This is a genomic window from Kitasatospora brasiliensis (assembly GCF_032654805.1).
Taxonomy (GTDB): domain Bacteria; phylum Actinomycetota; class Actinomycetes; order Streptomycetales; family Streptomycetaceae; genus Kitasatospora; species Kitasatospora brasiliensis.
This window is the reverse complement of the sequence record NZ_JAUOOW010000008.1, coordinates 221,956-244,881: the sequence shown is the minus strand read 5'-3', so window position 1 is coordinate 244,881 and position 22,926 is coordinate 221,956. Positions and strand designations below refer to the sequence as shown.

General features: G+C 71.3%; 20 protein-coding genes, 1 pseudogene and 3 CRISPR repeat arrays. Of the genes and pseudogenes, 12 read left to right on the top strand and 9 right to left on the bottom strand.

The window, feature by feature from the left end; all coding sequences use genetic code 11:
• The first annotated feature begins 78 nt into the window (after positions 1–78).
• The 3 genes from QWJ13_RS29740 (at position 79) to QWJ13_RS29730 (ending at position 3,696) form a co-directional block, all read left to right on the top strand.
• Complete coding sequence (locus tag QWJ13_RS29740) at positions 79–717, top strand: ParA family protein (protein ID WP_316528357.1); 639 nt, start codon at positions 79–81, stop codon at positions 715–717.
• Entirely contained in the window at positions 717–1,883 is a 1,167-nt protein-coding gene (locus QWJ13_RS29735) for a ParB/RepB/Spo0J family partition protein (protein ID WP_316528356.1), read from the top strand. The genes QWJ13_RS29740 and QWJ13_RS29735 overlap by 1 nt, the downstream gene beginning before the upstream one ends.
• Positions 1,884–2,196: 313 nt before the next feature.
• Positions 2,197–3,696, top strand: coding sequence for a hypothetical protein (locus tag QWJ13_RS29730; RefSeq protein WP_316528355.1), 1,500 nt, complete (start codon positions 2,197–2,199; stop codon positions 3,694–3,696).
• A gap of 324 nt (positions 3,697–4,020) precedes the next feature.
• On the opposite strand, the gene QWJ13_RS29725 is transcribed toward QWJ13_RS29730, so the two are convergent.
• Entirely contained in the window at positions 4,021–4,461 is a 441-nt protein-coding gene (locus QWJ13_RS29725; protein WP_316528354.1) for an arsenate reductase ArsC, read from the bottom strand.
• A gap of 67 nt (positions 4,462–4,528) precedes the next feature.
• On the opposite strand from QWJ13_RS29725, the gene QWJ13_RS29720 reads away from it, so the two are divergent.
• The 3 genes from QWJ13_RS29720 (at position 4,529) to QWJ13_RS29710 (ending at position 7,135) form a co-directional block, all read left to right on the top strand.
• Positions 4,529–4,834 (top strand): ArsR/SmtB family transcription factor, encoded by a 306-nt coding sequence (locus QWJ13_RS29720; RefSeq protein ID WP_316528353.1) that lies wholly within the window; start codon positions 4,529–4,531, stop codon positions 4,832–4,834.
• Complete coding sequence (arsB, locus tag QWJ13_RS29715; RefSeq protein WP_316528352.1) at positions 4,834–5,952, top strand: ACR3 family arsenite efflux transporter; 1,119 nt, start codon at positions 4,834–4,836, stop codon at positions 5,950–5,952. Before QWJ13_RS29720 ends, arsB begins: the two co-directional genes overlap by 1 nt.
• A 121-nt stretch (positions 5,953–6,073) precedes the next feature.
• The gene (locus QWJ13_RS29710; protein WP_316528350.1) at positions 6,074–7,135 is read left to right on the top strand and encodes an ArsO family NAD(P)H-dependent flavin-containing monooxygenase; all 1,062 of its coding nucleotides are present in this window, start codon (positions 6,074–6,076) and stop codon (positions 7,133–7,135) included.
• 29 nt (positions 7,136–7,164) lie between these two features.
• Here the strand turns inward: QWJ13_RS29710 and QWJ13_RS29705 are convergent, their stop codons facing one another.
• Complete coding sequence (locus QWJ13_RS29705) at positions 7,165–7,662, bottom strand: GNAT family N-acetyltransferase (RefSeq protein WP_316528349.1); 498 nt, start codon at positions 7,660–7,662, stop codon at positions 7,165–7,167.
• A gap of 71 nt (positions 7,663–7,733) precedes the next feature.
• Positions 7,734–8,099, bottom strand: coding sequence for an ArsR/SmtB family transcription factor (locus QWJ13_RS29700; protein ID WP_316528346.1), 366 nt, complete (start codon positions 8,097–8,099; stop codon positions 7,734–7,736).
• A gap of 122 nt (positions 8,100–8,221) precedes the next feature.
• Between QWJ13_RS29700 and QWJ13_RS29695 the strand changes: the two genes are divergently transcribed.
• Complete coding sequence (locus QWJ13_RS29695; protein WP_316528344.1) at positions 8,222–9,592, top strand: FAD-dependent oxidoreductase; 1,371 nt, start codon at positions 8,222–8,224, stop codon at positions 9,590–9,592.
• A 14-nt stretch (positions 9,593–9,606) separates the two neighbouring features.
• On the opposite strand, the gene QWJ13_RS29690 is transcribed toward QWJ13_RS29695, so the two are convergent.
• Positions 9,607–10,062 carry an SRPBCC family protein gene (locus QWJ13_RS29690; RefSeq protein WP_316528342.1) on the bottom strand — a complete coding sequence of 152 codons (456 nt, stop codon included), beginning with the start codon at positions 10,060–10,062 and terminating at the stop codon, positions 9,607–9,609.
• A gap of 547 nt (positions 10,063–10,609) precedes the next feature.
• Between QWJ13_RS29690 and QWJ13_RS29685 the strand changes: the two genes are divergently transcribed.
• Positions 10,610–11,179 (top strand): P-loop nucleotide/nucleoside kinase family protein, encoded by a 570-nt coding sequence (locus tag QWJ13_RS29685; protein WP_316528340.1) that lies wholly within the window; start codon positions 10,610–10,612, stop codon positions 11,177–11,179.
• A 118-nt stretch (positions 11,180–11,297) separates the two neighbouring features.
• Positions 11,298–11,997: a CRISPR direct-repeat array (repeat unit 29 nt; unit sequence GTCCTCCCCGCACTCGCGGGGGTCAGCCG).
• Positions 11,998–12,032: 35 nt separating this feature from the next.
• On the opposite strand, the gene QWJ13_RS29680 is transcribed toward QWJ13_RS29685, so the two are convergent.
• A complete protein-coding gene (locus QWJ13_RS29680; protein ID WP_316528338.1) occupies positions 12,033–12,269 on the bottom strand; it encodes a hypothetical protein in 237 nt (78 codons plus the stop codon).
• A 221-nt stretch (positions 12,270–12,490) separates the two neighbouring features.
• Between QWJ13_RS29680 and QWJ13_RS29675 the strand changes: the two genes are divergently transcribed.
• Both QWJ13_RS29675 and QWJ13_RS29670 read left to right on the top strand, forming a co-directional pair.
• Positions 12,491–13,024, top strand: a complete 534-nt coding sequence (locus tag QWJ13_RS29675; protein ID WP_316528336.1) for a hypothetical protein — start codon at positions 12,491–12,493, stop codon at positions 13,022–13,024.
• An 87-nt stretch (positions 13,025–13,111) separates the two neighbouring features.
• Positions 13,112–13,309 (top strand): annotated as a pseudogene (locus tag QWJ13_RS29670) (transposase); the annotation flags it as partial.
• Positions 13,310–13,530: 221 nt separating this feature from the next.
• Positions 13,531–14,230: a CRISPR direct-repeat array (repeat unit 29 nt; unit sequence GCCCTCCCCGCACCCGCGGGGGTCAGCCG).
• A gap of 83 nt (positions 14,231–14,313) precedes the next feature.
• On the opposite strand, the gene QWJ13_RS34420 reads toward QWJ13_RS29670, so the two are convergent.
• Positions 14,314–15,447 carry a methyltransferase domain-containing protein gene (locus QWJ13_RS34420; RefSeq protein WP_432277625.1) on the bottom strand — a complete coding sequence of 378 codons (1,134 nt, stop codon included), beginning with the start codon at positions 15,445–15,447 and terminating at the stop codon, positions 14,314–14,316.
• Positions 15,448–15,925: 478 nt separating this feature from the next.
• Positions 15,926–16,320: direct repeats of the CRISPR family, unit length 29 nt; unit sequence GTCCTCCCCGCACCCGCGGGGGTCAGCCG.
• Between the two features lie 292 nt (positions 16,321–16,612).
• The gene (locus tag QWJ13_RS29660) at positions 16,613–18,157 is read right to left on the bottom strand and encodes a S8 family peptidase (RefSeq protein ID WP_316528333.1); all 1,545 of its coding nucleotides are present in this window, start codon (positions 18,155–18,157) and stop codon (positions 16,613–16,615) included.
• A gap of 212 nt (positions 18,158–18,369) precedes the next feature.
• Here QWJ13_RS29660 and QWJ13_RS29655 point away from each other — a divergent pair, with 212 nt between their 5' ends.
• Together QWJ13_RS29655 and QWJ13_RS29650 are read left to right on the top strand one after the other, a co-directional pair.
• Positions 18,370–19,569, top strand: a complete 1,200-nt coding sequence (locus QWJ13_RS29655) for an IS110 family RNA-guided transposase (protein WP_316528331.1) — start codon at positions 18,370–18,372, stop codon at positions 19,567–19,569.
• 368 nt (positions 19,570–19,937) lie between these two features.
• Positions 19,938–20,504 carry a Uma2 family endonuclease gene (locus QWJ13_RS29650; RefSeq protein WP_316528330.1) on the top strand — a complete coding sequence of 189 codons (567 nt, stop codon included), beginning with the start codon at positions 19,938–19,940 and terminating at the stop codon, positions 20,502–20,504.
• Between the two features lie 85 nt (positions 20,505–20,589).
• Here QWJ13_RS29650 and QWJ13_RS29645 read toward each other — a convergent pair whose 3' ends face one another.
• Positions 20,590–21,933, bottom strand: a complete 1,344-nt coding sequence (locus tag QWJ13_RS29645; RefSeq protein WP_316528329.1) for an NADH-quinone oxidoreductase subunit D — start codon at positions 21,931–21,933, stop codon at positions 20,590–20,592.
• Between the two features lie 306 nt (positions 21,934–22,239).
• A complete protein-coding gene (locus tag QWJ13_RS29640) occupies positions 22,240–22,788 on the bottom strand; it encodes a hypothetical protein (RefSeq protein ID WP_316528328.1) in 549 nt (182 codons plus the stop codon).
• Positions 22,789–22,926 lie beyond the last annotated feature (138 nt).

Genomic DNA, 22,926 nt, shown 5'->3' with positions numbered 1-22,926 from the left:
GGACATCCGCAGTACCGGGCACTCGGCCCGGGAAGCCCACGGAGAGAACGGAACATCATGAAGCCATCCGTGCTTGTCGTGTCCACCGACCCCCAGGGGTCAGCCGTCGTCTGGGCGGAGCGAGTGGGCGACAACCTGCCCTTCGACTTCATGGCGGCGCACGACCACGCCGAACAGTTGATAAACCTCAAGAACACCGGCGCGAAGATCCACGTCATCGCCAACCAGAAGGGCGGCGTCGGCAAGACCACCACCACGGTCAACCTCGCCGCGTGCACCTTCGACGTCCTCGGCGAGAAGGACGAGTACCAGCACATCTTCATCGACACGCCGGGCACCCTGGCCGACGAGGAGATCCTGCGCCGGGCCCTGGAGATCGCGGACGACGTCCTGGTCCCGATGATCACCGAGCCGCTGTGCTTCGACCCGACGGCCCGGACCATCCAGAAGGTCATCGAGCCGATGGACATCCCCTTCCGGGTCGTCGTCAACAACTGGGACCCGCGCGACGGACGCGCCGACCTCGAAGACACCGAGGCGTACATCACCGCGAAGGGCTGGCCCCGCGCCAAGACCGTCCTGCGCCGGTACAAGATCCACTCGCGCGCGGTGGCCGAGGGAACGGTCGTCACCCAGTACAAGGAGAGCGGCACCGCCTACCGGGCCCGCGAGGACTTCTTCCGCCTCTCCCTCGAACTCGGTTACGGGGGCCGCTGATGGCAGGCCGTCGCGTCTCCTTCGCCTCGATGGCCGCCGACCCGGTCGTCGACGCCCCCGGCGTGGAAAGCGCCAACGACAACCAGCCGGCCGCCCGGTGGATCCCCACCGCCGACTGCCTGCCCAACCCGCGCAACCCCCGCGACGAACTCGGCGACCTCTCCGACCTGGCGAGCATCAAGGACCGCCAGCTCCAGAGCTGCCTCGCCGTCACCCCCGACGCCTACCTGCGGCTGTGGCCGGAGGACCGGCAGACCCTCGGCGCGGGCCCGCAGGACGTCATCATCGTCAACGGCAACCGCCGCCGCGCGGCCGCCGAACTGTACGGACGCGAGCAGCTGCTCGTCGTCGTGGACGACACGGTCGCCGAATCCAAGGCCACCCTGCTGCGCGCCGCGCTCGACGAGAACATGGCGCGCAAGGACTTCGACCCGATCGAGGAGGCCAACGCGGTCCTGCTCATCGTGGCGCAGTACCCCACCGCCAAGGAGGCCGCCGAGGCCGAAGGCTGGTCGCAGAGCTGGATCTCGCACCGCAAAAACCTGCTGAAGCTCCACGCCGAGCTCCAGCGCCAGGTGCGGGCCAAGGCGCGCGGCGAGGAGGGCATCTCCATCAACGTCGCGCGTCGGCTGGGTTCGGTGAAGGGCATCGAGACGATGTCCCTGGCCGAGCAGACCGCGGAACTGGAGCGGCTGCTCCAGGCCGACGCGGACGCGGTGATCGCGAGGCGGGCGGCGAAGGCGGAAGCCAAGGCGGCCGCCTCGGCTGCCCCGGCGCCGGCTCCAGTTGCTCCGGCTCCTGTTGCACCGGCTCCGGTCGCCCCCGCTCCCGCTCCTGCACCCGCGCCTGCACCCGCGCCTGCCATGGAGGCCCCCGTCACCCCCCGCCCGGAGCCGGTCGCTCCCCGGCCGGAACCCGCCGCGCCGCGCCCCGACCAATTTTCCGCGGAAAACTCCGAGTCCCTCCCGATGCCGGAACAGCGCGCCGTCATCGCCGCCCCCCCGGCAGACGAACCGGCCCCCGCCCCCGCTCAGCCGGAGCTCAACACCGTCGACTGGCACAACGTCGAGGAACTGGCAGACGCCATCTGCCGCACCCTCTCCGCCGACGAGGCCTACCGCCTCGCCGACGCCCTCGCCAACCGCCTGCTGACCACGGGCAGCTGACGCCCCCTGCTGTGTCCCGGGCCGCACCTCTCCGGTGCGGCCCGGGACACAGTGGCATCTCCCGCTGACTCCCCAGCAGCCGAGGACCATCGGCCAAGAACTGGCAAGCCCCCTGCTGCACCCCAGGTCACACAGCCTCCTCCCCGCACCCGCGGGGGTCAGCCGCGCGAGATCGCCTACCCCGAGGGCATCCCGGTTCTCCCCGCACCTGCGGGGAGGCGGGCAACCGGCCCGCACGCCTCGCTCCGTACGATCCGCGGTTCGACTGCGGGCTGCGCGATCGTCGAAGTCGGCCGGGTGGCAGGATGGCGCGATGCGTCCCTTGCCTCTCCCCATGCTCTGGTTGCGCGGTGTCGCCGCCAACCCGGCCACTCCGTCGAAGGTGTTGCTGCGACTGCTGGCCGCGCGGGTGAGCGTGGTGTGGCCGGTGGTGGCGGGGGCTCGGGCGTTGCCGGCGGATGTGGCCGAGGTGGCCGCCACGCATCCGGAGACGAGGGTCCGCGGGGCCTTCGCCCGGAACCGGCATGTCGCGCCCGAGCTGCGCGGGCGGCTGGCCGGCGACCCCCACCCGCTGGTGCGGGCGGCGCTCGCCGCGGGCCCGCGGCCGCACCTGGGGATCATGGTGAACGAGCCGCTGCCCGACGACGCCTTGGAGACCTTGCTGACCGCACAGGACGAGGAGGGCAAGGAGCCCCTGCTGACGGCGGGCGAGATCCGGCGCGAGCTGGGGTTCTCCGGGCAGATCCCGCAGTCGTTCCGCCGGGGGCTGGCCCGTCATCCGAACCCGGAGCTGCGGGTGACGGCGGTCGACCTCTGGCCGATGCTCACGCCTGCGGAACGTGACGCCCTGTTGGCCGACCCGGTCGCCTCCGTGGCCGAGGCGGCCCGGGCGCAGAACCGGACGCTGGACCCGGGGGCGATGCGGGCCGAGCTGCCCGACGACGACTGCGGCCGCCGCAGTTACCTGCTCACCAACTGCGCGGTCTCCGTCGCCGTGGCCGAGCAGTGCCTCGCCGAACGGCGCGACCTGGGGGCGCTGGCCCACAACCGCCTCACGCCCGCCGCCATCGTCGCGCGCCTCGCCCGCGATCCCGATCCGAAGGTGCGTGAGCAGGTGGCGGCGCGGGCCGATCTGACGGCGGACCTGCTGGCGGAGCTCGCCCAGGACCCGGAGGGCGCCGTACGGGCTCGCGCCCGGCTCCAGCCGCTGCCGCGGACCTGGCCGCAGTGCGTCGCCGTCGACCGGGTGCTCGGCAACACGGCCTGCTGCCTCGGTCGGGTCGGCGAGATGTTCCTGGAGCCGGCCACGGACTGGTACGAGGCCTGCGTCCGCTCCGAGGAGCCCGTGCTGCGCCAGGTCGCCGCGACCTGCGCGCGGCTGTCGCCGGAGTCGGTGCGGCGCCTGGCCGACGACGCCGATCCGGAGGTCCGCCACCTGCTTGCCCTCAACCACCCGCTGGCGCCGTCCGCGATCGTCCTGGACGCCTTCCTCGCCCTTCCGTGCCAGCGGCCGTACCTGCTGATGCTGCGCGGGCTTCCGCGGACCGGGCTGGGCCACCTCCTCGATCATCCCGCCCCGGAGGTCCGCGCCTTGGCCGCCGCCGACCCGGGCCTCGACCGGCCGCCCGTCCACTTTCTGACCGACCCGGAGGCGCAGGTCCGACGGGCGGCGGCCGCGAACCCGCTCCTGCCCCTCGACCTGGTCGAAACCCTCCTGGACGACCCGGAGTCCGCCGAAGCGGCGGCCGCCAACCCGCGCCTTCCCCTCGCCCTTCTCCACGCGCTGCTCGACCGCAGCGGGTTGGTGGGGTAGGGCGGCTGAACCCCTTCCACGGCACCGTCCTCGAAACCGGCACCGACTCCTACGGCGATCCCCGGGAGCCTTGCTCTCGGATGACGGGGCGGTCTCCTGTCAGCGGACAGGCCTGCCGTCATCCGAGGACTGTCCGACTCCGCAAACAGACGGACAGCGTCCTTTGAACGCGTGCACTGACCGTCGAGAACTGCGAGCAGCTCTCGCTCCTCTCGACGACGAAGAGCTCCGGCGAACCCTCGGCTACCCCCCGCGTCTCACCCACGGAACCGTTCGGTTCATTATCGGTCCGGCTCGGGGAGCGACCGGGCCCGGGGGCGGTGCCTACGGGCGGAGGGCACCGGCGTCGATCTCGGCGATGAGGCCCTCGATGAGGGTCTTGATCGCGTCGCGGATCGGGCGGACGGCCTCGACGCCCTGGCCGGCCGGGTCGTCCAGCTTCCAGTCCAGGTAGGTCTTGCCGGGGAAGTACGGGCAGGCGTCGCCGCAGCCCATGGTGATGACGTAGTCGGAGGACTGGACGGCCTCGGTCGTGAGGACCTTCGGCCGCTGGTCGGAGATGTCGATGCCCAGCTCGGCCATGGCGGCGACGGCGGCCGGGTTGACCCGGTCGCCGGGGGCGGAGCCGGCCGAGCGGACTTCGACGCGGTCGCCGGCGAGGTGGCCGAGGAACCCGGCGGCCATCTGGGAGCGGCCGGCGTTGTGGACGCAGACGAACAGCACGGAGGCGAGCGGCGCGGCGGTCGTCGGGGTGGTCCCGGTCATCGGGGTGATCCTTCGTTCACTCGTTCGTTCATGGCATCAGCCGAGGCTGATGTGAAAGTATCAGTCCATGCTGATGTCAGTCGACACTGACCTGTTGCGGGCGCTCGCCGACCCGCTCAGGCTCCGGATCGTGGCCCTGCTCGCCCGCGAGACGCTGTGCACCACCCACCTGGTGGAGGAGACCGGAGCCCGCCAGACCAACCTCTCCAACCACCTGAAGGTGCTGCGCGAGGCCGGCCTCGTGGACACCGAGCCGTGCGGGCGGTTCACGTACTACCGGCTCAAGCCGGAGGTCCTGGAGGGCCTGTCGGGCCAGTTCGCCGATCTCGCCGCCACCGCCCGCGAGGGCGCCGTCACCAAGAGGTCCTGCTAGTGCCCCGTACCGAGTCCGCGCCGGCTCCCCGCCCCTCGTCCGAGCAGCCCTCGGTCGTCGCCAAGCTGTCCACCCTCGACCGCTTCCTCGCGGTGTGGATCCTCGCCGCGATGGCCGTCGGCCTCGGGCTCGGGCGGCTGATCCCCGGGCTGAACGACGCCCTCGCGAAGGTCGAGATCGGCGGCATCTCGCTGCCGATCGCACTCGGCCTGCTGATCATGATGTACCCGGTCCTGGCGAAGGTCCGCTACGACCGGCTCGACGCCGTCACCGGCGACCGCAAGCTGATGGTCTCCTCGCTGGTGATCAACTGGCTGGTCGGCCCCGCGGTGATGTTCGCCCTCGCCTGGACCTTCCTGCCGGACCTGCCCGAGTACCGCACCGGCCTGATCATCGTCGGCCTGGCCCGCTGCATCGCCATGGTGATCATCTGGAACGACCTCGCCTGCGGCAACCGGGAGGCCGCCGCCGTCCTGGTCGCCCTGAACTCGGTGTTCCAGGTGATCGCGTTCGGCCTGCTCGGCTGGTTCTACCTCGACCTGCTGCCGGGCTGGCTCGGCCTCGGCGACGGCCAGCACCTGGACATCTCCATGTGGAAGATCGCCCTCAACGTCGTCATCTTCCTCGGCATCCCGCTGCTGTCCGGCTTCCTCACCCGCCGCATCGGCGAGAAGAAGCTCGGCCGCGAACGCTACGAGACCACGTTCCTGCCGAAGATCGGCCCCTGGGCCCTCTACGGGCTGCTGTTCACGATCGTGATCCTCTTCGCCCTCCAGGGCAAGACCATCACCTCCCAGCCACTGGACGTCGCCCGCATCGCACTGCCGCTGCTCGCCTACTTCGCGATCATGTGGTTCGGCACCTTCGCGCTCGGCAAGGCCATCGGACTCGCCTACGACCGCACCGCGACCCTGGCGTTCACCGCCGCCGGCAACAACTTCGAACTCGCCATCGCCGTGGCCATCGCCACCTTCGGCGTCACCTCCGGCCAGGCCCTGTCCGGCGTCGTCGGCCCGCTCATCGAGGTGCCGGTGCTGGTCGCCCTGGTCTACGTCTCGCTCGCCTGGCGCAAGAAGTTCAAGTCCGCGGAACTCACCACCCCGGAAAGGCACAGCTGATGCACCGCCTCGACCGCCGTACGCCTCTCGTCGGCGGGCCCGCCGCCGGAATCCGGGAGGGCCGCGGCGCGGGTCCGGCGTGTGCCGCGGTCGAGGCGCCACCCGTACGGGCACTGGTCCCGTGACCGGGGCGATCGACGTCGTGGTGATCGGCGGCGGGCAGGCAGGGCTCGCCGCCGGGTACCACCTGCGCCGCAACAAGCTGGACTTCGTCGTCCTCGACGCCCAGAGCGCGCCGGGCGGGGCCTGGCAGCACACCTGGGACTCCCTGCACCTGTTCTCCCCGGCCGCCTACTCCTCACTGCCCGGCCGGATCATGCCCGTCCAGCCGGGCCAGGAGTACCCGGACGCCGGACACGTGGTGCGGTACCTGACCGACTACGAGCACCGCTACGACCTGCCCCTCCACCGCCCGGTCCGCGTCCACACGGTCGTCCGCGACGGCGACCGGCTGCGGGTCGACACCGATGCCGGCCACTGGTCGGCGCGGGCGGTCGTCTCGGCGACCGGCACCTGGTGGCGCCCGTTCGTCCCCGCCGTCCCCGGCCAGGGGATCTTCGCCGGTCGTCAGCTCCACACCACCGGCTACCGGCGCCCGTCCGAGTTCACGGGGCAACGAGTGGTCGTGGTCGGCGGCGGGAACTCCGCCGCACAGATCACCGCCGACCTCGCCGGCCACGACGGCATCGACCTCACCTGGGCAACCCAGCGCCCGCCCCGCTTCCTCGCCGACGACATCGACGGGCGCGCCCTGTTCGACGCCGCCACCGCCCGCCGCCGCGCCCTGGACGAGGGCCGCACCGACACCGGCGGCGTCGCGTCCCTGGGCGACATCGTCGCCGTCCCACCGGTACGGGCCGCCCGGGACGCGGGCCTGCTGAAAGCCCGGCCGATGTTCGAGAGCCTCACCGCACACGGCGTCCGGTGGAGCGACGGCACGACCGCCCGGGCGGACACGGTGATCTGGTGCACCGGCTTCCGCCCCGCCCTCTCCCACCTCGCCGCCCTGGGCCTGCGCGGCACGCACGGGCACATCGCCACGGACGGCACCCGCGCGCTCGGCGAGCCGCGCCTGCACCTGCTCGGCTACGGCGACTGGACGGGACCTGCCTCCGCCACCCTCATCGGCGTGGGCCGTCCGGCCCGCGACGCCGTCCGGCAGATCACCGACCTACTGGCCTGAGCCGGCCGACGCAGCCGCTCCGGCCGCACTCAGTCGACAATGGGACTGCGGCGTTCGATCAGGACGGTGTCGCGCCACACCCCGTGGTGGCGGGCGATCCGCTCGCGGGTGCCGATCACGCGGAACCCGGCCCCGGCGTGCAGCGCGAGGCTGGCGGTGTTCTCCGGGAAGACCGCGGACTGGATCGTCCAGATCCCGGCCCGCTCGGTGGAGGCGATCAGCGCCTCCAGCAGCCGGCGGGCGACGCCCCGGCCGCGGGCGTCGGGGTGGACGTAGACGGAGTGCTCGACCACCCCGGCGTAGGCGGGACGGGCGGAGACCGCGCTCACCGCCGCCCAGCCCAGCACCCGGCTGTCCTCGCCGAGGGCGACGAACCGGTGCTCCGGGAGCCGCGAAGTATCGAAGGCCTCCCAGCTCGGGGCGGCGGTCTCGAAGGTGGCGTTGCCCTCCTCGATGCCGGCTTGGTAGACGGCCAGGACCTGCTCGGCGTGCTCGCGCCCCATCGGGGCGAGGGCGGCTTGCGGCATCGGATGCTCCTTTGCGTCCCGCGTCCTTGCGTTCCGGGTCTTTACGTCCCGGGTCCTTGCGTTCCGGGTCTTTACGTTCCGGCGCGGCAGTTCAGGTCGAGCAGGGCCGCCATCTCGGCCACGACCCGCGGCTCGACCCGGTAGTACACCCAGGTACCACGCCGTTCGCCGGTCAGCAGCCCGGCCTCGCGGAGCTTCTTCAGGTGGTGCGAGACGGTCGGCTGGGACACCCCCACGTCCTGGATGTCGCACACGCACGCCTCCCCGTCCTCATGCGCGGCGATCTTGGAGAACAGGCGCAGCCGTACCGGGTCGGACAGCGCCTTGAACATCGCCGCCATCGTGACGGCGTCCTGCTCGGACAGCTCCGCCGAGGTCAGCGGCGGGCAGAACGGCGTGGCGTCGGGTTCGAGCACCGACAACTCCAGGTTCGACATATGTCTATATTGACATTCGTCGAATAGTGCTGCAAGGTCGAAAGCGCCAGTACATCGACGCTTGTCGAATCAGTCGGGCCAGGCCAGGCCGGCCCGGACACCCCGAAGGGGAGCAGACCACCATGACCTCCGCCACCGACCTGCCCGTCCTCGTCATCGGCGCAGGCCCGATCGGCCTGGCCGCCGCCGCCCACCTCACCGACCGCGGCCTCGACGCCCTCGTCGTCGAAGCCGGGCCGTCCGCCGGCACCGCGGTACGCGAATGGGGCCACGTGCGGCTCTTCTCCACCTGGGCCGAACTCGTCGACCCGGCCGCCGAGAAGCTCCTCGCCCCCACCGGCTGGACCCGGCCCGACCCCGCCGTCTACCCCGACGGCGCCGACTGGGCCGAGCAGTACCTCCAGCCGCTGGCCGACGCCCTCGGCGACAAGGTCCGCTACCACACCACGGTGACCGGCGTCGCCCGCGCCGGCCGCGACCGCGTCGTCGACTCCGACCGCGAGAACCAGCCCTTCACCGTCCACCTCCGGCACGCCGACGGCCGCGAAGAGCGGATCACCGCCGCCGCCGTCATCGACGCCTCCGGCACCTGGACCACCCCCGGCCCCCTCGGCTCCGACGGCCTGCCCGCCCTCGGCGAGAAGACCCACGCCGAGCGGATCTCCTACCGCATCCCCGACCTGACCGACCCCGCCGTCCGCGCCCGCTACGCCGGCAAGCGCACCGCCGTCGTCGGCTCCGGCGCCTCCGCCTTCACCGCACTGGCCGCCCTCGCCGACCTCGCCCAGGCCGAACCCGGCACTCACGCCGTGTGGATCCTGCGCCGCGGCATCACCGGCTCCACCTTCGGCGGCGGCACCGCCGACCAGCTCCCCGCCCGCGGCGCGCTCGGCCTCGCCGCCAAGGCCGCCGTCGAGAACGGCCACGCCAGCGCCCTGACCGGCTTCCGCACCGCCGCCGTCGAGACCTCCGGCTCCTCCGGCGCCACCCTCGCCCTGGTCTCCGAGGACGGCCACCGCGCCGACGACCTCGACGAGGTCATCGTCCTCACCGGCCTGCGCCCCGACCTCTCCTTCCTCACCGAACTGCGCCTCGGCCTCGACGAACGCCTCCAGGCCCCCACCGCCCTGGCCCCGCTGATCGACCCCAACCAGCACTCCTGCGGCACCGTCTACCCGCACGGCGTCAACGAGCTCTCCCACCCGGAGAAGGGCGTCCACCTCGTCGGCACCAAGTCCTACGGCCGCGCCCCCTCCTTCCTCGCCCTGACCGGCTACGAGCAGGTCCGCTCCATCGCCGCCCACCTCGCCGGCGACCACGACGCCGCCCAGCGCGTCGAACTCACCCTCCCCGAGACCGGCGTCTGCGGCGGTGTCGGACTGTACGACCAGCCCGACACCCAGGAGGCCGGGGGCTGCTGCGGGGACCCCGTCCCCGTGACCACCCCCGTGACCATCAGCCTGAGCGCCCCGGCCGGCGGCGGCTGCTGCTGACCCGACGCAGCAGATCAGGACGCCTGGGCTTCCAGGTGCTTCTTGAATTCCCGGACGCTGGGCTTGGTCACCTTCAGGAGCTCGTCGGAGATCTCCTTCGCCACCCCGTCCTGCACGCCACCCACCGCTTGCCCGACCAGCCCCCGCGCCCCGCCGGACACCTGGTCCACCTGGAACGTCACCTTGGTCCTGGCATCACCGAGGCGCTCGAACGTGGTGGCCCAGGTGGTCCGCGGCTCGCCCGTGGTGCGCCACGTGATCCTCCGCTCCGGCAGCTTCTCGACGATCTCCGCCTCCACGTCGAACTGCCGGCCCGCGACGTCGTAGACCATGCGGGCATGAGTGTCCGAGAGGCGCTCGACGCGCTTCAGCGGTTCCACGTAGTGGGGGAGGTCCTCGAACCGCAGGCACTGCTCGTAGACCTTGTCGATCGGGGCGTTGATCTCGACGGATTCCATGGCCAGCGACATGGGATTCCCTTCCGTTCGCTCACACCTGATGCCGCCCCCGCTTCCGTGACCACACACAAGAGACGGCGAACCGGGAACATCCGCCCCTCTCGCCCATGGACCGGTTGCGTCGGTGAGGTCAACGAATCCCGGGGCGGAATCGACCGGCACAGGTAACGACACTGCTACCTCCGGCTGGGCCTCGCAACCGTGGCGGGGTCCGGAGTCACTGGGACGGGACGGCCGGTTCGCCCGCCCCGGGAGCAGACTGGTCAGCCGACCTGTCCACACCAACCCGTGGGTGCCCCTGGACCTCGTGGACGTCGAACCGCTCGCCGACAACCAACCGATCGGCGGGATATCGAACGCCGGGCCGGGCAGCACGGTACGCCGGCCCACCCGTCGACACCCACGAAGCCGACCGGACCGAATGGAGTTCCGCTCGACCTGGTCCAGCTGCTCGCCCGCCGATCGCGGGTGAACAGCCGCTACCTCGGACACGTCGTGACCTCAGACCCGCTCGCGCAGTTGGCCCGCCATCAGGCCCGGCAACGAGAGCGAGCAGCCAATGATCGTCTGGATCAACGGCCCCTTCGGCGGCGGCAAGACCACCCTCGCCACCACCCTCCGACAGGAGCTGCCCGGCGCGGTCCTCTTCGACGCCGAGGAGATCGGCATCCTCCTACGCCAGGCCTTCCCCGGCAAGCACGAGGACTTCCAGGACTTCCCGTCCTGGCGCCCCCTCGTCGCCCAGTTCGCCGTCCACTGCCACCGCGAGAACAACGGCCACCCGGTGCTGATCCCCATGACCCTGCTGCGCCAGGACTACGCCGCCGAGATCCACGGCACCATCCGCGCCGCCGGCATCCCGCTGACACACCTGCTGCTCCACGCCGACCCCGACACCGTCAGCGCCCGCATCGACGCCGGCACGGAGTTCCCCGACGACGAGGTGCGCAGCGAGAAGGTACGCGCCTTCCGCCGCCGCAAGCTGCCCGCCTACGTGGCGGCGTACGCGCAGTGGCTGGCCACCGACGCCGACGCCATCGACACCACCCACCTCACGGCGCGACACGTCGCGGACCGGGCCCTGGCGGGTCGGCGACGCGCTGTGACCGGCGGAGACCGCGTGGGATGATTCGCGGGCCCTTTGACACCTCAACAGCTTGCGTGGGACGTTGGAGCGGCCGAGAGGCAGCGGCGCCCAGCCATGCAAAGAAATGGCAAAGCCGTCACATCGCCCCAGGTCACAAAGGGTCCTCCCCGCACTCGCGGGGGTCAGCCGACCCAGGACACCGCCGACGTCGCCACCGACGTGTCCTCCCCGCACTCGCGGGGGTCAGCCGTAGGCGTCCCCGCCGTCACCGCAGGTGTGGCAGTCCTCCCCGCACTCGCGGGGGTCAGCCGGACGGTGCCTGATGCTCGCCTCCCTGATCGCCGTCCTCCCCGCACTCGCGGGGGTCAGCCGCCTGCGACGACTTCGGGGAGTCCGCGGCGGACGTCCTCCCCGCACTCGCGGGGGTCAGCCGGACGGTGCCTGATGCTCGCCTCCCTGATCGCCGTCCTCCCCGCACTCGCGGGGGTCAGCCGCCTGCGACGACTTCGGGGAGTCCGCGGCGGACGTCCTCCCCGCACTCGCGGGGGTCAGCCGGTTGCCGACTCGCAGCCGTGGCAGGGCGGCCTGTCCTCCCCGCACTCGCGGGGGTCAGCCGGCCGTCGGTGCACTGCGCGTCCACGGGCTCGTGTCCTCCCCGCACTCGCGGGGGTCAGCCGGGTGGCCAGGGCGCCGCCGGCGGTGACGGGTCGTCCTCCCCGCACTCGCGGGGGTCAGCCGCCGCTCGGCCTGTTCACCGCCAGCCCCGACGGGTCCTCCCCGCATTCGCGGGGGTCAGCCGCAGACCACGGTCTCGGTCGACACCCTGTACGGGTCTTCCCCGCACTCGCGGGGGTCAGCCGGGTGTGTGGGTCCAATAGCGGCCCGGCGGCAAGGTCTACGGCAGCAGAGCAGGGAATTCCACCCCACACCGATTCGTCGTCGCGCACCACCACGAGCCCAGAGCCGCCGGGAACAGCTTCGCCGGAGAGGCCTGGGGCGGGTTCAACGGGATCATGAACGTCGCCGTACCCGCCTGATTCAAGGTCTCGGTGTACGAGATCGCGGTGGCCGGCAGCGAGGCGACGACTTCGCCGGTCTTCAGCTTCGTCTGGAGCAGTTCGTAGCGCGCCATGGGCTCACCTCCTTGCCCCCTCTGGAGCGCAAGGACTTCCCACCAGTCAGGTTGCGGAGCAGTCGCGCGACGTCGCAGACTTGATAAAAGGCGACCACACAGGCCAGGTGGACCCTCTCTGAAATCCCACCCGCACCTAGTTCCCGGCGGGCGCCATGGCGCACCTCGGCGCGATTCCCAGACAATTCTGGAGATTCCCCAGAACTTGAGAAGTAGGCACCATGAAGCTGCTAACAGAGATCGACAACATAGTCGCCACTGGAAAGCTGGTGGCTTCAGCAGACGATCAGGCCATCATAGATATTGTCAAGGCCGCGATTAGAGGTAGCGCTTCGATTTCGTTCTACCTGACCCGCACCCAGGCCGACGCCATCAAGGATTGGCTCTGGACGCCAGAGAGAACCCGCCGCGCGGGACTCCGCCTGATATCCGAAGAGGAAACTCAAAGGATTAGGGCAGAGCTGGGTGTCGAAGTTGCAAACTTCAGATTCTCCCCGATTGAATGCGACTGCGGACACACCTACGGTGCATTTGACTTCATTCAGCAAGGGATTCGCGAGCACGGTCTCGACGCCGTAACTTCAGTATTCTCCCTAAAGAATTCAACCCTCCTTCAAGTGAATCCCAGATTCGTACCAATTTGCCCCGTCGACAACCAAGACCTCTTGGGGAAGACCGATGGTGGCATAACATATGAATCCCCTGACTACGGCGGTTGTAGCTGTTGTGCAAAAGCCTTGTTCAACGAGTCTTAGAGGTCCCGACAGAAGCCGTTGCGGGCGCAGCCTCGGGTCCTGGTGCTCGCTGGTCGGCGCGCGGGGAGGAGGGTGTCTCGTCCGTGGATCGTGTCGAACGAACCGTGGGGACTGATCGAGCCGTTGCTGCCGCCGGAGCCGCCGAAGTTCAAGCCGGGGCGCCCTCAGGCGGCGGACCGGCAGGCGCCGTACGGAATCCTGTTCGTGGTGCACACCGGCATCCGCTGGGAGCGCCTGCCGCAGGAGCCCGGCTTCGACCCGGGCATGACCTGCTGGCGGCGTCTGGCCACCGATGCCAACGCCATCGACACCACCCACCTCCCGGCGCGGCACGTCACGGACCGGGCCCTGGCAGCCATCGGCCGCGCGCTGTGACCGGCGGAGACCACGTGGGATGATTCGCAGGCCCTTTGACACCTCAACAGCTTGCGTGGGACGTTGGAACGGCCGGGAGCCAGCCATGCAAAGAAATGGCAAAGCCGCCACATCGCCCCAGGTCACAAAGGGCCCTCCCCGCACCCGCGGGGGTCAGCCGGTGCGCGAGCACACCGCGGGGCAGGTCGTGCTGCCCTCCCCGCACCCGCGGGGGTCAGCCGAGACCTATGAACCGACCTGCGACCATCGGATCGCCCTCCCCGCACCCGCGGGGGTCAGCCGGGCATCCTCAACGTGTCCGGCATCAACGCCGTGCCCTCCCCGCACCCGCGGGGGTCAGCCGGGTGCGCGAGCTAGGCGTCCGGGACTTCGCCCGCCCTCCCCGCACCCGCGGGGGTCAGCCGTCCGATCCGTAGACGCGGCGGCCGGCGTGCTGGCCCTCCCCGCACCCGCGGGGGTCAGCCGTGGCTGGGGGCGATCATGGCTCTCCTCGTCAAGCCCTCCCCGCACCCGCGGGGGTCAGCCGCACGGGCGTGAGCAACTGGCGTGCGCGGTCAAGCCCTCCCCGCACCCGCGTAGGTCAGCCGGAGATCGCCGACGCCTACGAGGAGCCCGAGGGGTCCTCCCCGCACCCGCGGGGGTCAGCCGGTCGCGCTCAAGGCCGCAGTAGCCGGCTGCCGGTCCTCCCCGCACCGGCGGGGGTCAGTCGGCGCTGAACCGCGAGGGCGTTCCGGCGGCCGGGTCCTCCCCGCACCCGCGGGGATCAGCCGTCGACCACTGGCGAGTTCGCGTACTTCGGGAAGTCTTCCCCGCACCCGCGGGGGTCAGCCGGCCGGTCTCCGGGTCGTCCTGCTCGGCCCAGCGTCTTCCCTGCACCTGTGGGGGTCAGCCCAGTTCCTTCGAGGGGCTGGGGGTCAAGGCAGGACGTTGCCCGGGGCGTCCAGCCACACCTGCTGGTCGCCCTCCGCCGTGATGGTCAGCCCGAAGCGGGTCAGCTCCGGCCTGTCGTCCGCGAGCCACGCCAGGTGGGCGGACGTGACCTCGTCCCACAGGCGGCGGGGGCCGCTCTGGTGGACGGCGTCGGGGCCGGCCCAGTCCTGGAAGCGGACGGATGCGCAGGAGCCGGCGTCGTCCGCGAGGTGGAAGCGGTGGGTGCCGGCCGGGTCGGCCTCGTCCCAGGTGTGCAGGGTTCGGACGCCTGGTACGCGGAGGCCGATGGCGAAGGCGGCGTGGACGTTCTCCTCCGCCAGGTCGGGGTCGATCCGTGACGGGCCCTGGTACTCCGGCGAAGGACGGCCCAGCGCCTTGACCGCGTGGGGGCGCTGGGCTCGCATCCACATGAACGACACGTCGCCCACGAAGCGCCCGAGTGCGCCCTGGCCCGGTTCGCCGGCCTCCAGCCGGAGTAGCCCGGCGTTGGCGTACGGGGTGCCCCAGGGGGTCACGATGATGCCGCCGGGGCGGGTCTGTTCGATCCAGACGGGCGGCACCTGTTGAACGGCTGCCGTGGAGTGGATGCGGTCGTAGGGGGCGCCGGCCGGGTGGCCGAGGAGGCCGTCGCCGACGACTCGGGTGGGCTTCGCACCGATCGCTGCCAGGCGCTCGCCGGCAGTCGCGGCCACGGCCGGGTCGACCTCGATCGTCGTCACGGCCTGGTCGCCGAGGCGGGCGCACAGCAGGGCGCTGGTCCAGCCGGTGCCGGTGCCGATGTCGAGCACGGTGTTCCCGTCCGCCACGGCCAGGTGGCGGAGCATGGCGGCGACCAGGGAGGGCATGGACGAGGACGACGTGGCGATGCCGGGCCCGTCCGCTCGGCCGTCGTCGACCTGCGTGACGATCTGCCGCCTGGAGTTGACTTCCTCCCACCACCTCGCCGGATCCGCGTGCCTGCTGACCGAGCGGTAGCCGTTGGGGGCTTCATCGTCCTCGACCCACACCTCGTCGGGCACGAAGGCAGAGCGCGGGGCGCGCTCGAACGCGCCCCGCCACTCCTCGCCCAGCGCGCCCACCTCCGCGAGGTCCGCGAGCAACTGCGCATACTGATCCATCAGTCCAGGCTCACTTCTTCTTGGGCGGGTCGGTGACGGGCTTGGTCCACTGGCCGTCCGACTCCTTCGGGGACTGCTTCTTGTCCCCGGACTCGCCACCCTGGCCGTCGCCGTGCTTGCCCATACCTGGGCTCCTCTCGGTCGGTGATGCCGTCGCCCCGGGAAAGTACCGGCAATCCGCTTGGCGCGACGGGGGACTGACTGCCCCTCTACCCAAACGAGCTACGCAGCGCCACGCGGCGAACGCTGGACAGGAGTTCAGTTCCCGTCGCCGAATGGCAGCGACATGGCTGACGGGCCCCGCCGACGCCGAAGTCATCGGCACCTCCCGCGTGTCTCGGTGGCGAGAGATGGGAGAACTCGCAAGCCCTTTGACACCTCAATGGCTCGCATGGGACGTTGGGGCAGCCGGAGGACTGCGGCGCCCAAGTCGCGCAAAGAAATAGCAAAGCCTCCGCATCACCCCAGGTCACGAAGGGTCCTCCCCGCACCCGCGGGGGTCAGCCGGCCTGCGGCAGCACGCGGGTGTCCGTCATCGCGTCCTCCCCGCACCCGCGGGGGTCAGCCGCTCGCCGACGCCACCGGCGATGCCCAGGCCGTGTCCTCCCCGCACCCGCGGGGGTCAGCCGGCCGCGTCGCCGGCGGCTTCCATCTGGGTGAGGTCCTCCCCGCACCCGCGGGGGTCAGCCGGGGGTGGTGCCGGCGGTTGCGAAGATCGCGGCGTCCTCCCCGCACCCGCGGGGGTCAGCCGCCGTTGGGGTTGGCCATGCCGTCGGTGGGGCCGTCCTCCCCGCACCCGCGGGGGTCAGCCGATCTCGGAGGAGGTCGGGGAGGTCACGGAAGCGTCCTCCCCGCACCCGCGGGGGTCAGCCGTTGATCCGGCGGGCCGCGTCGTCGTCCCAGGTGTCCTCCCCGTACCTGCGGAGGGTCGGCCGCCCCCCAGAGTGATTGCGCGGCAATCACCGACGTCCTCCCCGTACCTGCGGGGGGTCAGCCGCCCCCCAGGGTGATTGCGCGGCAATCACCGACGTCCTCCCCGTCCCTCGCGGGGTCAGCCGTCTTCGAGTTCGGAGGGCTCGACCGCGACGTGCCGGTGTGCCCGTCGGTGGCGAGGCGTCGCTGACGGCCCCGGCCGGAGTGGCCGGGGCCGTCGGGGGCGGAGCAGCTACTTGACGGCCCGCAGCGCGTTGACGATGCCGAAGCCGTAGAAGCCGTTGACGCGCTTGCCGCCCGCGCAGGTGGCGTCCACGGTGCCGTCGCCGTTTCCGTCGTACGGGTCGGTCGGGCATCCCGGGTTGTCCGCCTGGGCCTTGAGCATCGCCTGCACCTGCTCCGGGGTCGCGTTCGGGTGGGCGGACTTCAGGAGCGCGGCCACGCCGGCGACGTGGGGGGTGGCCATGGAGGTGCCCTGCTCGTAGCCGTAGTCGTTGTTGGGAAGCGTCGACAGGACGCCGGGGTGCTTGGAGGGCGCGTCCGAGGGCACGTACTGGTCGCCGCCCGGTCCCGCGACGTCGATCACGCCGAGGCCGTAGTTGGAGTAGTACGCCTTCGTGCCCTTGGCACTGGTCGCGCTGACGGTGACGACGCCGGGCAGCTGTGCGGGCAGGTCCAGGCACGTGTGCGGGTCGATCGTCCGGTTCACCGGGGTGGAGTCATTGGGGCTGCCGGCGTCGGGCAGGGCGTTGGAGGCCAGGTCGTGGTTGGAGTTGCCGGCCCCGGCGATGTTGAGGGTGCCCTTGCGCTGGGCGTAGAGCTGGGCGCGGTTGACCGCGTCGACGATGGCCTTCTGGTCGGGGTCGTCCAGGCAGTTGTACTTCCACGGGTCCACGTAGTAGCTGTTGTTGGTGATCTGCACGTCGTGGTCGGCGGCGAACACGAAGGCGCACACGACGCTCTCGGCGTAGATCAGCTGACGCGGGGTGGGCTGGGCGACGGTGATGCCGGAGAACTTCACCCCGGGTGCCACGCCCGCGACGCCGGTGCCGTTGCGGGCCGCGGCTATGGTGCCCGCGACGTGGGTTCCGTGGAAGTGGCTCGGGTCCGACGGCCGCCAGGAGCCGTACGTGGTGTCGGCCTTGCCGCTGACGCAGCTCGCGGACTGCGACGGGGAGAAGTTGGGGGCGAGGTTCGGGTGGGTGTCGTCGACGCCGGTGTCGATCACGGCGACCGTGACGTTCCTGCTGCCCGGGTTGATCTTGGCGGCCTTGTCGCCGCCGACCGCCCGCAGGGCCCACTGCTCGGCTTCGAGGGGTTCGAGGGGTTCGAGGGCTGCGGTGCCGCCGCCGGAGGCTTCCGCGATCTTCGCGGCCTCGGCCTTGGAGAGGTGCTGCACCGGGCCCTCGTCGGTCGTCCCCGCCAAGCTCAGCGGATCGGTGCGCGTGGCACCCGCCGACTGCACTCCGCGCACCGCGCGCAGCTGCTTGCCGAAGTCGGGGTTGGCCGAGTGGGCGACGATGACGCCGATGCTGTCGTACGTGACGACGATGGTGCCGCCGGCCGCGGTGATGGCCCGCTGCACCTCCGCGATCGTGTGACGGTCGGTCTCGGTGTTGACGACGTACGCCAGGGAGTGCGTGTCCTCGGCCTGCGCGGCAGGCGGTATTCGGGGCGTCGCCGAGGCCGAGGCGGGGAGGAATCCGAGCGAGGCGGTCAGTGACAGCACGGTCGGTACGGCCAGGCCGAGTCGAAGTAAGGAACGTCGTCGAGCCATGGGATCTCCGTAAGGTGTTAGGCGGCCCAGGAGGGCCGGATGTGGCTTATGGGGTCTTGCCTTCAGTGGCTCCTGAGGAGTGGCCGTCCGGCTCTCCGGGGCGCCCTGGCTGCTGATTGAGATGTGCGCGCTGTGTGCGGTCGCTGTTTACGGAGACGACGGCGGGGTGTTCCTCGGGCCAACGTGATGCCGGTGGGAGCGAGGAGGGGCGAGTGAGTGAGCGAAGTGCCTGTGTCTGGGCGGGTGTTGACGCCGGGAAGGGCCATCACTGGGCGGCCGTGGTCGACGAGGGTGGCGCCACGCTGTGGTCGAAGAAGGTCGACAACGACGAGACCGCGATCCTGACCGCGCTCGGCGAGATCCTCGCTCTGGCCGACCGGGTCCACTGGGCGGTGGACATCTCCGGGACGTCCTCCGCCCTGCTGCTCGCGTTGCTCGCCGCGCACGGTCAGCAGGCTGTCTACGTGCCCGGCAGGACCGTCAACCGCATGGCCGGCGCCTACCGGGGCGAGGCGAAGACCGACGCCCGTGACGCCTACGTCATCGCCGAGACCGCCCGCCACCGCCGGGACTTCACCACGATCGAGGTACCCGCCCAGCTCGCGGCCGACCTCGCCCTGCTGACCGCCCACCGCTCGGACCTGGTCGCCGACCGGGTACGGATGATCAACCGGCTCCGCGACGTGCTGACCGGTATCTTCCCGGCCCTGGAGCGGGCCTTCGACTACTCCGCGCACAAGGGCGCCCTGGTCCTGCTCACCGGCTACCAGACTCCCGCCGCGATCCGTCGCCGCGGCCGGGCCCGGCTGACGGCCTGGCTGGCCAACCGGGGTGTCCGCGGCGCCGATGCCGTTGCGGCTACCGCGCTGGAGGCCGCCGAGGCCCAGCGCACCGTGCTGCCCGGTGAGGACGTCGCCGCCGCCATCGTCGCGGACCTGGCCGCGCAGATCCTGGCCCTGGACGACCGGTTGAAGCGGGTCGACAAGCAGATCCGCGACACCTTCCACGCCCACCCGCAGGCCGAGGTCATCGAGTCCTTGCCCGGCATCGGCCCGATACTCGGCGCGGAACTCGTCGTCGCGGCCGGCGATCTGACGGCCTACGCGGACGCCGGGCACCTCGCCTCGGCGGCCGGGCTCGTGCCCGTCCCCCGCGACTGCGGACGCCGCACCGGCAACCTGCGCCGGCCCAAACGCTACAGCCGCCGCCTGCGCAGGGTGTTCTACCTGTCCGCGCAGACCAGCATCATCAAGGACGGCCCCAACCGGGACTTCTACCTCAAGAAGCGCGCCGAGGGCTGCAAACACGTCCAGGCCGTCATCGCGCCGGCCCGCCGACGGGTCAGCGTCCTGTGGGCCCTCCTGCGCGACAACCGGGTCTTCACCCCCGATCCCGTCGCGCAGACGGCTTGACTCAATCATTGAGACTCCACATCATCCGGGTGCAGGATCCGGCCGGGAACAGCGTGACGGCCGGGCAGGTACGGGACGGGTGGTACAGGAGTGAAGTTATCCCGCCACCTCATCAACAGCAATGACTCGGCAATGACTTGGTCAGACCTCGGCGGCCCGGCCGGACCGTATGCCCAGCGGCTGGAGGCCCCCACCGGGTAACGTTCCCCGGTGCCCTGGTTTCCGCCGTACCTCCGTACCGCCGTACCGCCGTACCGCCGTACGCCAGGGCCGGCCCGCGCTCCGGCCGTGACAGCCGGGCCGCAGCCGATCCGACCAACCGTCACCGGTCCTTTCCGAGGACTGAGATCCGGACAGGAGAACCGCAGGTGACCACAGCGCATGCCGGCCCGGGTGACTACAGCCAGGTGCCGAACCCGGAACAGGCACTGAAGTACGCGATTCAGCACATCGCGGGTGACCGCGTCGAAATCGTCGAGGGAGTCATCACCCCCGTGTCACCGTCCTGGGCCCACGAGACCGCCGTCGACCTGATCCGCGAGCAGATCGGTCCCCGCATGCGCGAACTCGGCCTGCGCGCAGGTTCCGGGAACCTCGACCTGCCGGGTACGGAGAACTACTACGTCCCCGACCTCGCCGTCGTGCCCGCCGAACTCGCGAAGACCGAGGGGGCTCTCCTGCCCGACCAGACCGTGCTCGTCGTCGAGGTGACCTCGCCGTCGAACGGCGACACCGACCGGTCGGCCAAGCGCCGGCGCTACTCGCAGTTCGGCGCTCCCGTGTACCTCCTGGTCGACCGCCAGGAACGCACCTGCACCCTCTTCTCCCAGCCGGGCCGGCTCGGCTACACCCTGGTCGAAGGCCCTCACCCCTTCGGTACGACGCTGCGGCTCCCGTCGCCGCTGGACCTCGAACTCGACACGGCGGGCTTCTGACCAGAGCGGTCCTCGATCAGCGCGAACCACCCGATTCGCCGGCCCGCCCAGCGGCCCGCCCAGTGGCACGCCTGCGGTGCGACGGTCATCTGTCCACGCCCCCCATCACCGGGTCGATGCTCGCCACCGCGACGATGACGTCCGCGACCTGGCCGCCCTCGCACATCGCCGCCATCGTCTGAAGATTGGTGAACGACGGGTCCCGGAAGTGGACCCGGTACGGGCGCGTCCCGCCGTCGCTGACCACGTGCACGCCCAGCTCGCCCTTGGGCGACTCGACCGCCGCGTACGCCTGGCCGACCGGGACCCGGAAGCCCTCGGTGACCAGCTTGAAGTGGTGGATCAGGGCCTCCATCGAGGTGCCCATGATCTTGCGGATGTGGTCGAGGGAGTTGCCCATCCCGTCCGGGCCGACGGCCAGTTGGGCGGGCCAGGCGATCTTCTTGTCGGCCACCATGACCGGGCCGGGCCGCAGCCGGTCCAGGCACTGCTCGACGATCCGCAGCGACTGCTTCATCTCCTCCAGCCGGATCAGGAACCGGCCGTAGGAGTCGGCGCTGTCCGCGATCGCGACCTCGAAGTCGTAGTCCTCGTACCCGCAGTACGGATCGGTCTTGCGCAGGTCGTGCGGCAGGCCGGTGGCCCGCAGGATCGGGCCGGTGGCGCCGAGGGCCAGACAGCCGGGCAGGTCCAGGAAGCCGACATCGACCAGCCGGGCCTTGAAGGCGGGGTTGTGGGTCGCCAGCTTGTCGTACTCCGGCATCCGCGAGCGCAGCAGTGTGACCGCCTCGCGGATCTGGTCCGGCGCGCCCGGGGGCAGGTCCTGCGCCAGGCCGCCCGGCCGGACGTAGCCGTGGTTCATGCGCAGGCCCGTCACCAGCTCGAAGACGTCGAGGATGACCTCGCGGTCCCGGAAGCCGTAGACCATCAGCGTGGTGGAGCCGATCTCCATCCCTCCGGCGGCCAGCGCCACCAGGTGCGAGGCGATCCGGTTGAGCTCCATCATCATCACGCGGATGACGGTGGCGCGCTCCGGGACGTCGCCGGTGATGCCGAGCAGCTTCTCGACCGCCAGGCAGTAGGCCGTCTCGTTGAACAGCGGGGTCAGGTAGTCCATCCGGGTCACGAAGGTGGTGCCCTGGACCCAATTGCGGAACTCCATGTTCTTCTCGATGCCGGTGTGGAGGTAGCCGATGCCGCAGCGGGCCTCCTTCACCGTCTCGCCGTCGATCTCCAGGATCAGCCGCAACACACCGTGCGTGGACGGGTGCTGCGGACCCATGTTGACGATGATCCGCTCGTCGTCCGCTGCCCGTTCTCGTCGCTGTGCGTCATCGGCAACCTCGTCCCAGTCGCCGCCGGTGACGGTGTAGACGCGGCCCTCGGTCGTGTCCCGCGCTCCTGCCGATTCGTGCTCGATGCCGCTCATCAGCCGTATGACCTCCACTCGGACCCTCCGGTCGGGTCCTCCGGTCGCGGTCTGTGCGCCCCTGTCACGGTGCGCGAACGGGCACGACGGGCCGAGGCCTCGGCCGGGCCTCCCGCGCACGGTTCGGCGGCACGGGCCGCTCACGTCCAGGATCGCGCGCATCTGCCGTGAACACCCGGCGGGACCCGGTGGCCGTCATGGCCCGATGCTCGCGTGACCGGTGCCTCGACGCCAGCTCGCGGTGCGCGCGATCAGCCGGTCGGCGCCCGCCTCCGGCCGCCCGCGCGACGCGGGAAGGCTGACGACCTACGCCTCATCGCCCTGGTCGACGTCGGGCAGCGTCTCGCCGAACCGCTCCCGCGCGGCCTCCGGCCCGCAGCCGAAGGCGCGGCCGATGTACTCCCAGGTCATCAGGTTGTCGCGGGCCTTGCGGCCGGCCAGCAGCGCGGTCGCACCCGCGGCCCGCTCGAACCGGGCGGCCGCACGGGCGGCGGCGTACGGCTTGCTCTCCGTCAGGTCACAGATCCGGTCCACCAGCGCCGCGACCAGTTCCTCGACCTCGCGCGACACCACACCCTCGGCCAGGTCGACGTGCCGCTCCCAGTCCGCGAACGGCCCGGTCGCCTCACCCACCGCCTCGGTCGCCTGATCGTCACCGAAGTCCAGCAGGTGCACCCGCTCGCCCCGCCAGCCGCAGCTGCAACCACCGCGCACCGCGGCGGCCCGAGGACCATCCGCACCGTTGTAGAGCCACCAGGTGGTGCGCCCGTCCGGCAACGGCTCCGGCTCGCTGCCGTCCGCCAGCACCGCCGCCGGGAACCCCCGGTGGTGCCCGCTCTCGTCAACCCATGGCATGCCATGCCCCTCACGTCCCTGGAGTACGGCACCAGGGTTCTCAGCCCGTGACGCACTGTCAAGGCTTCGCGACAACCGGGACGGCCGCGGCCGCCGAGCCGATCGAGCCGGGGATCGTCCGATTTCCCCGAACCGGCC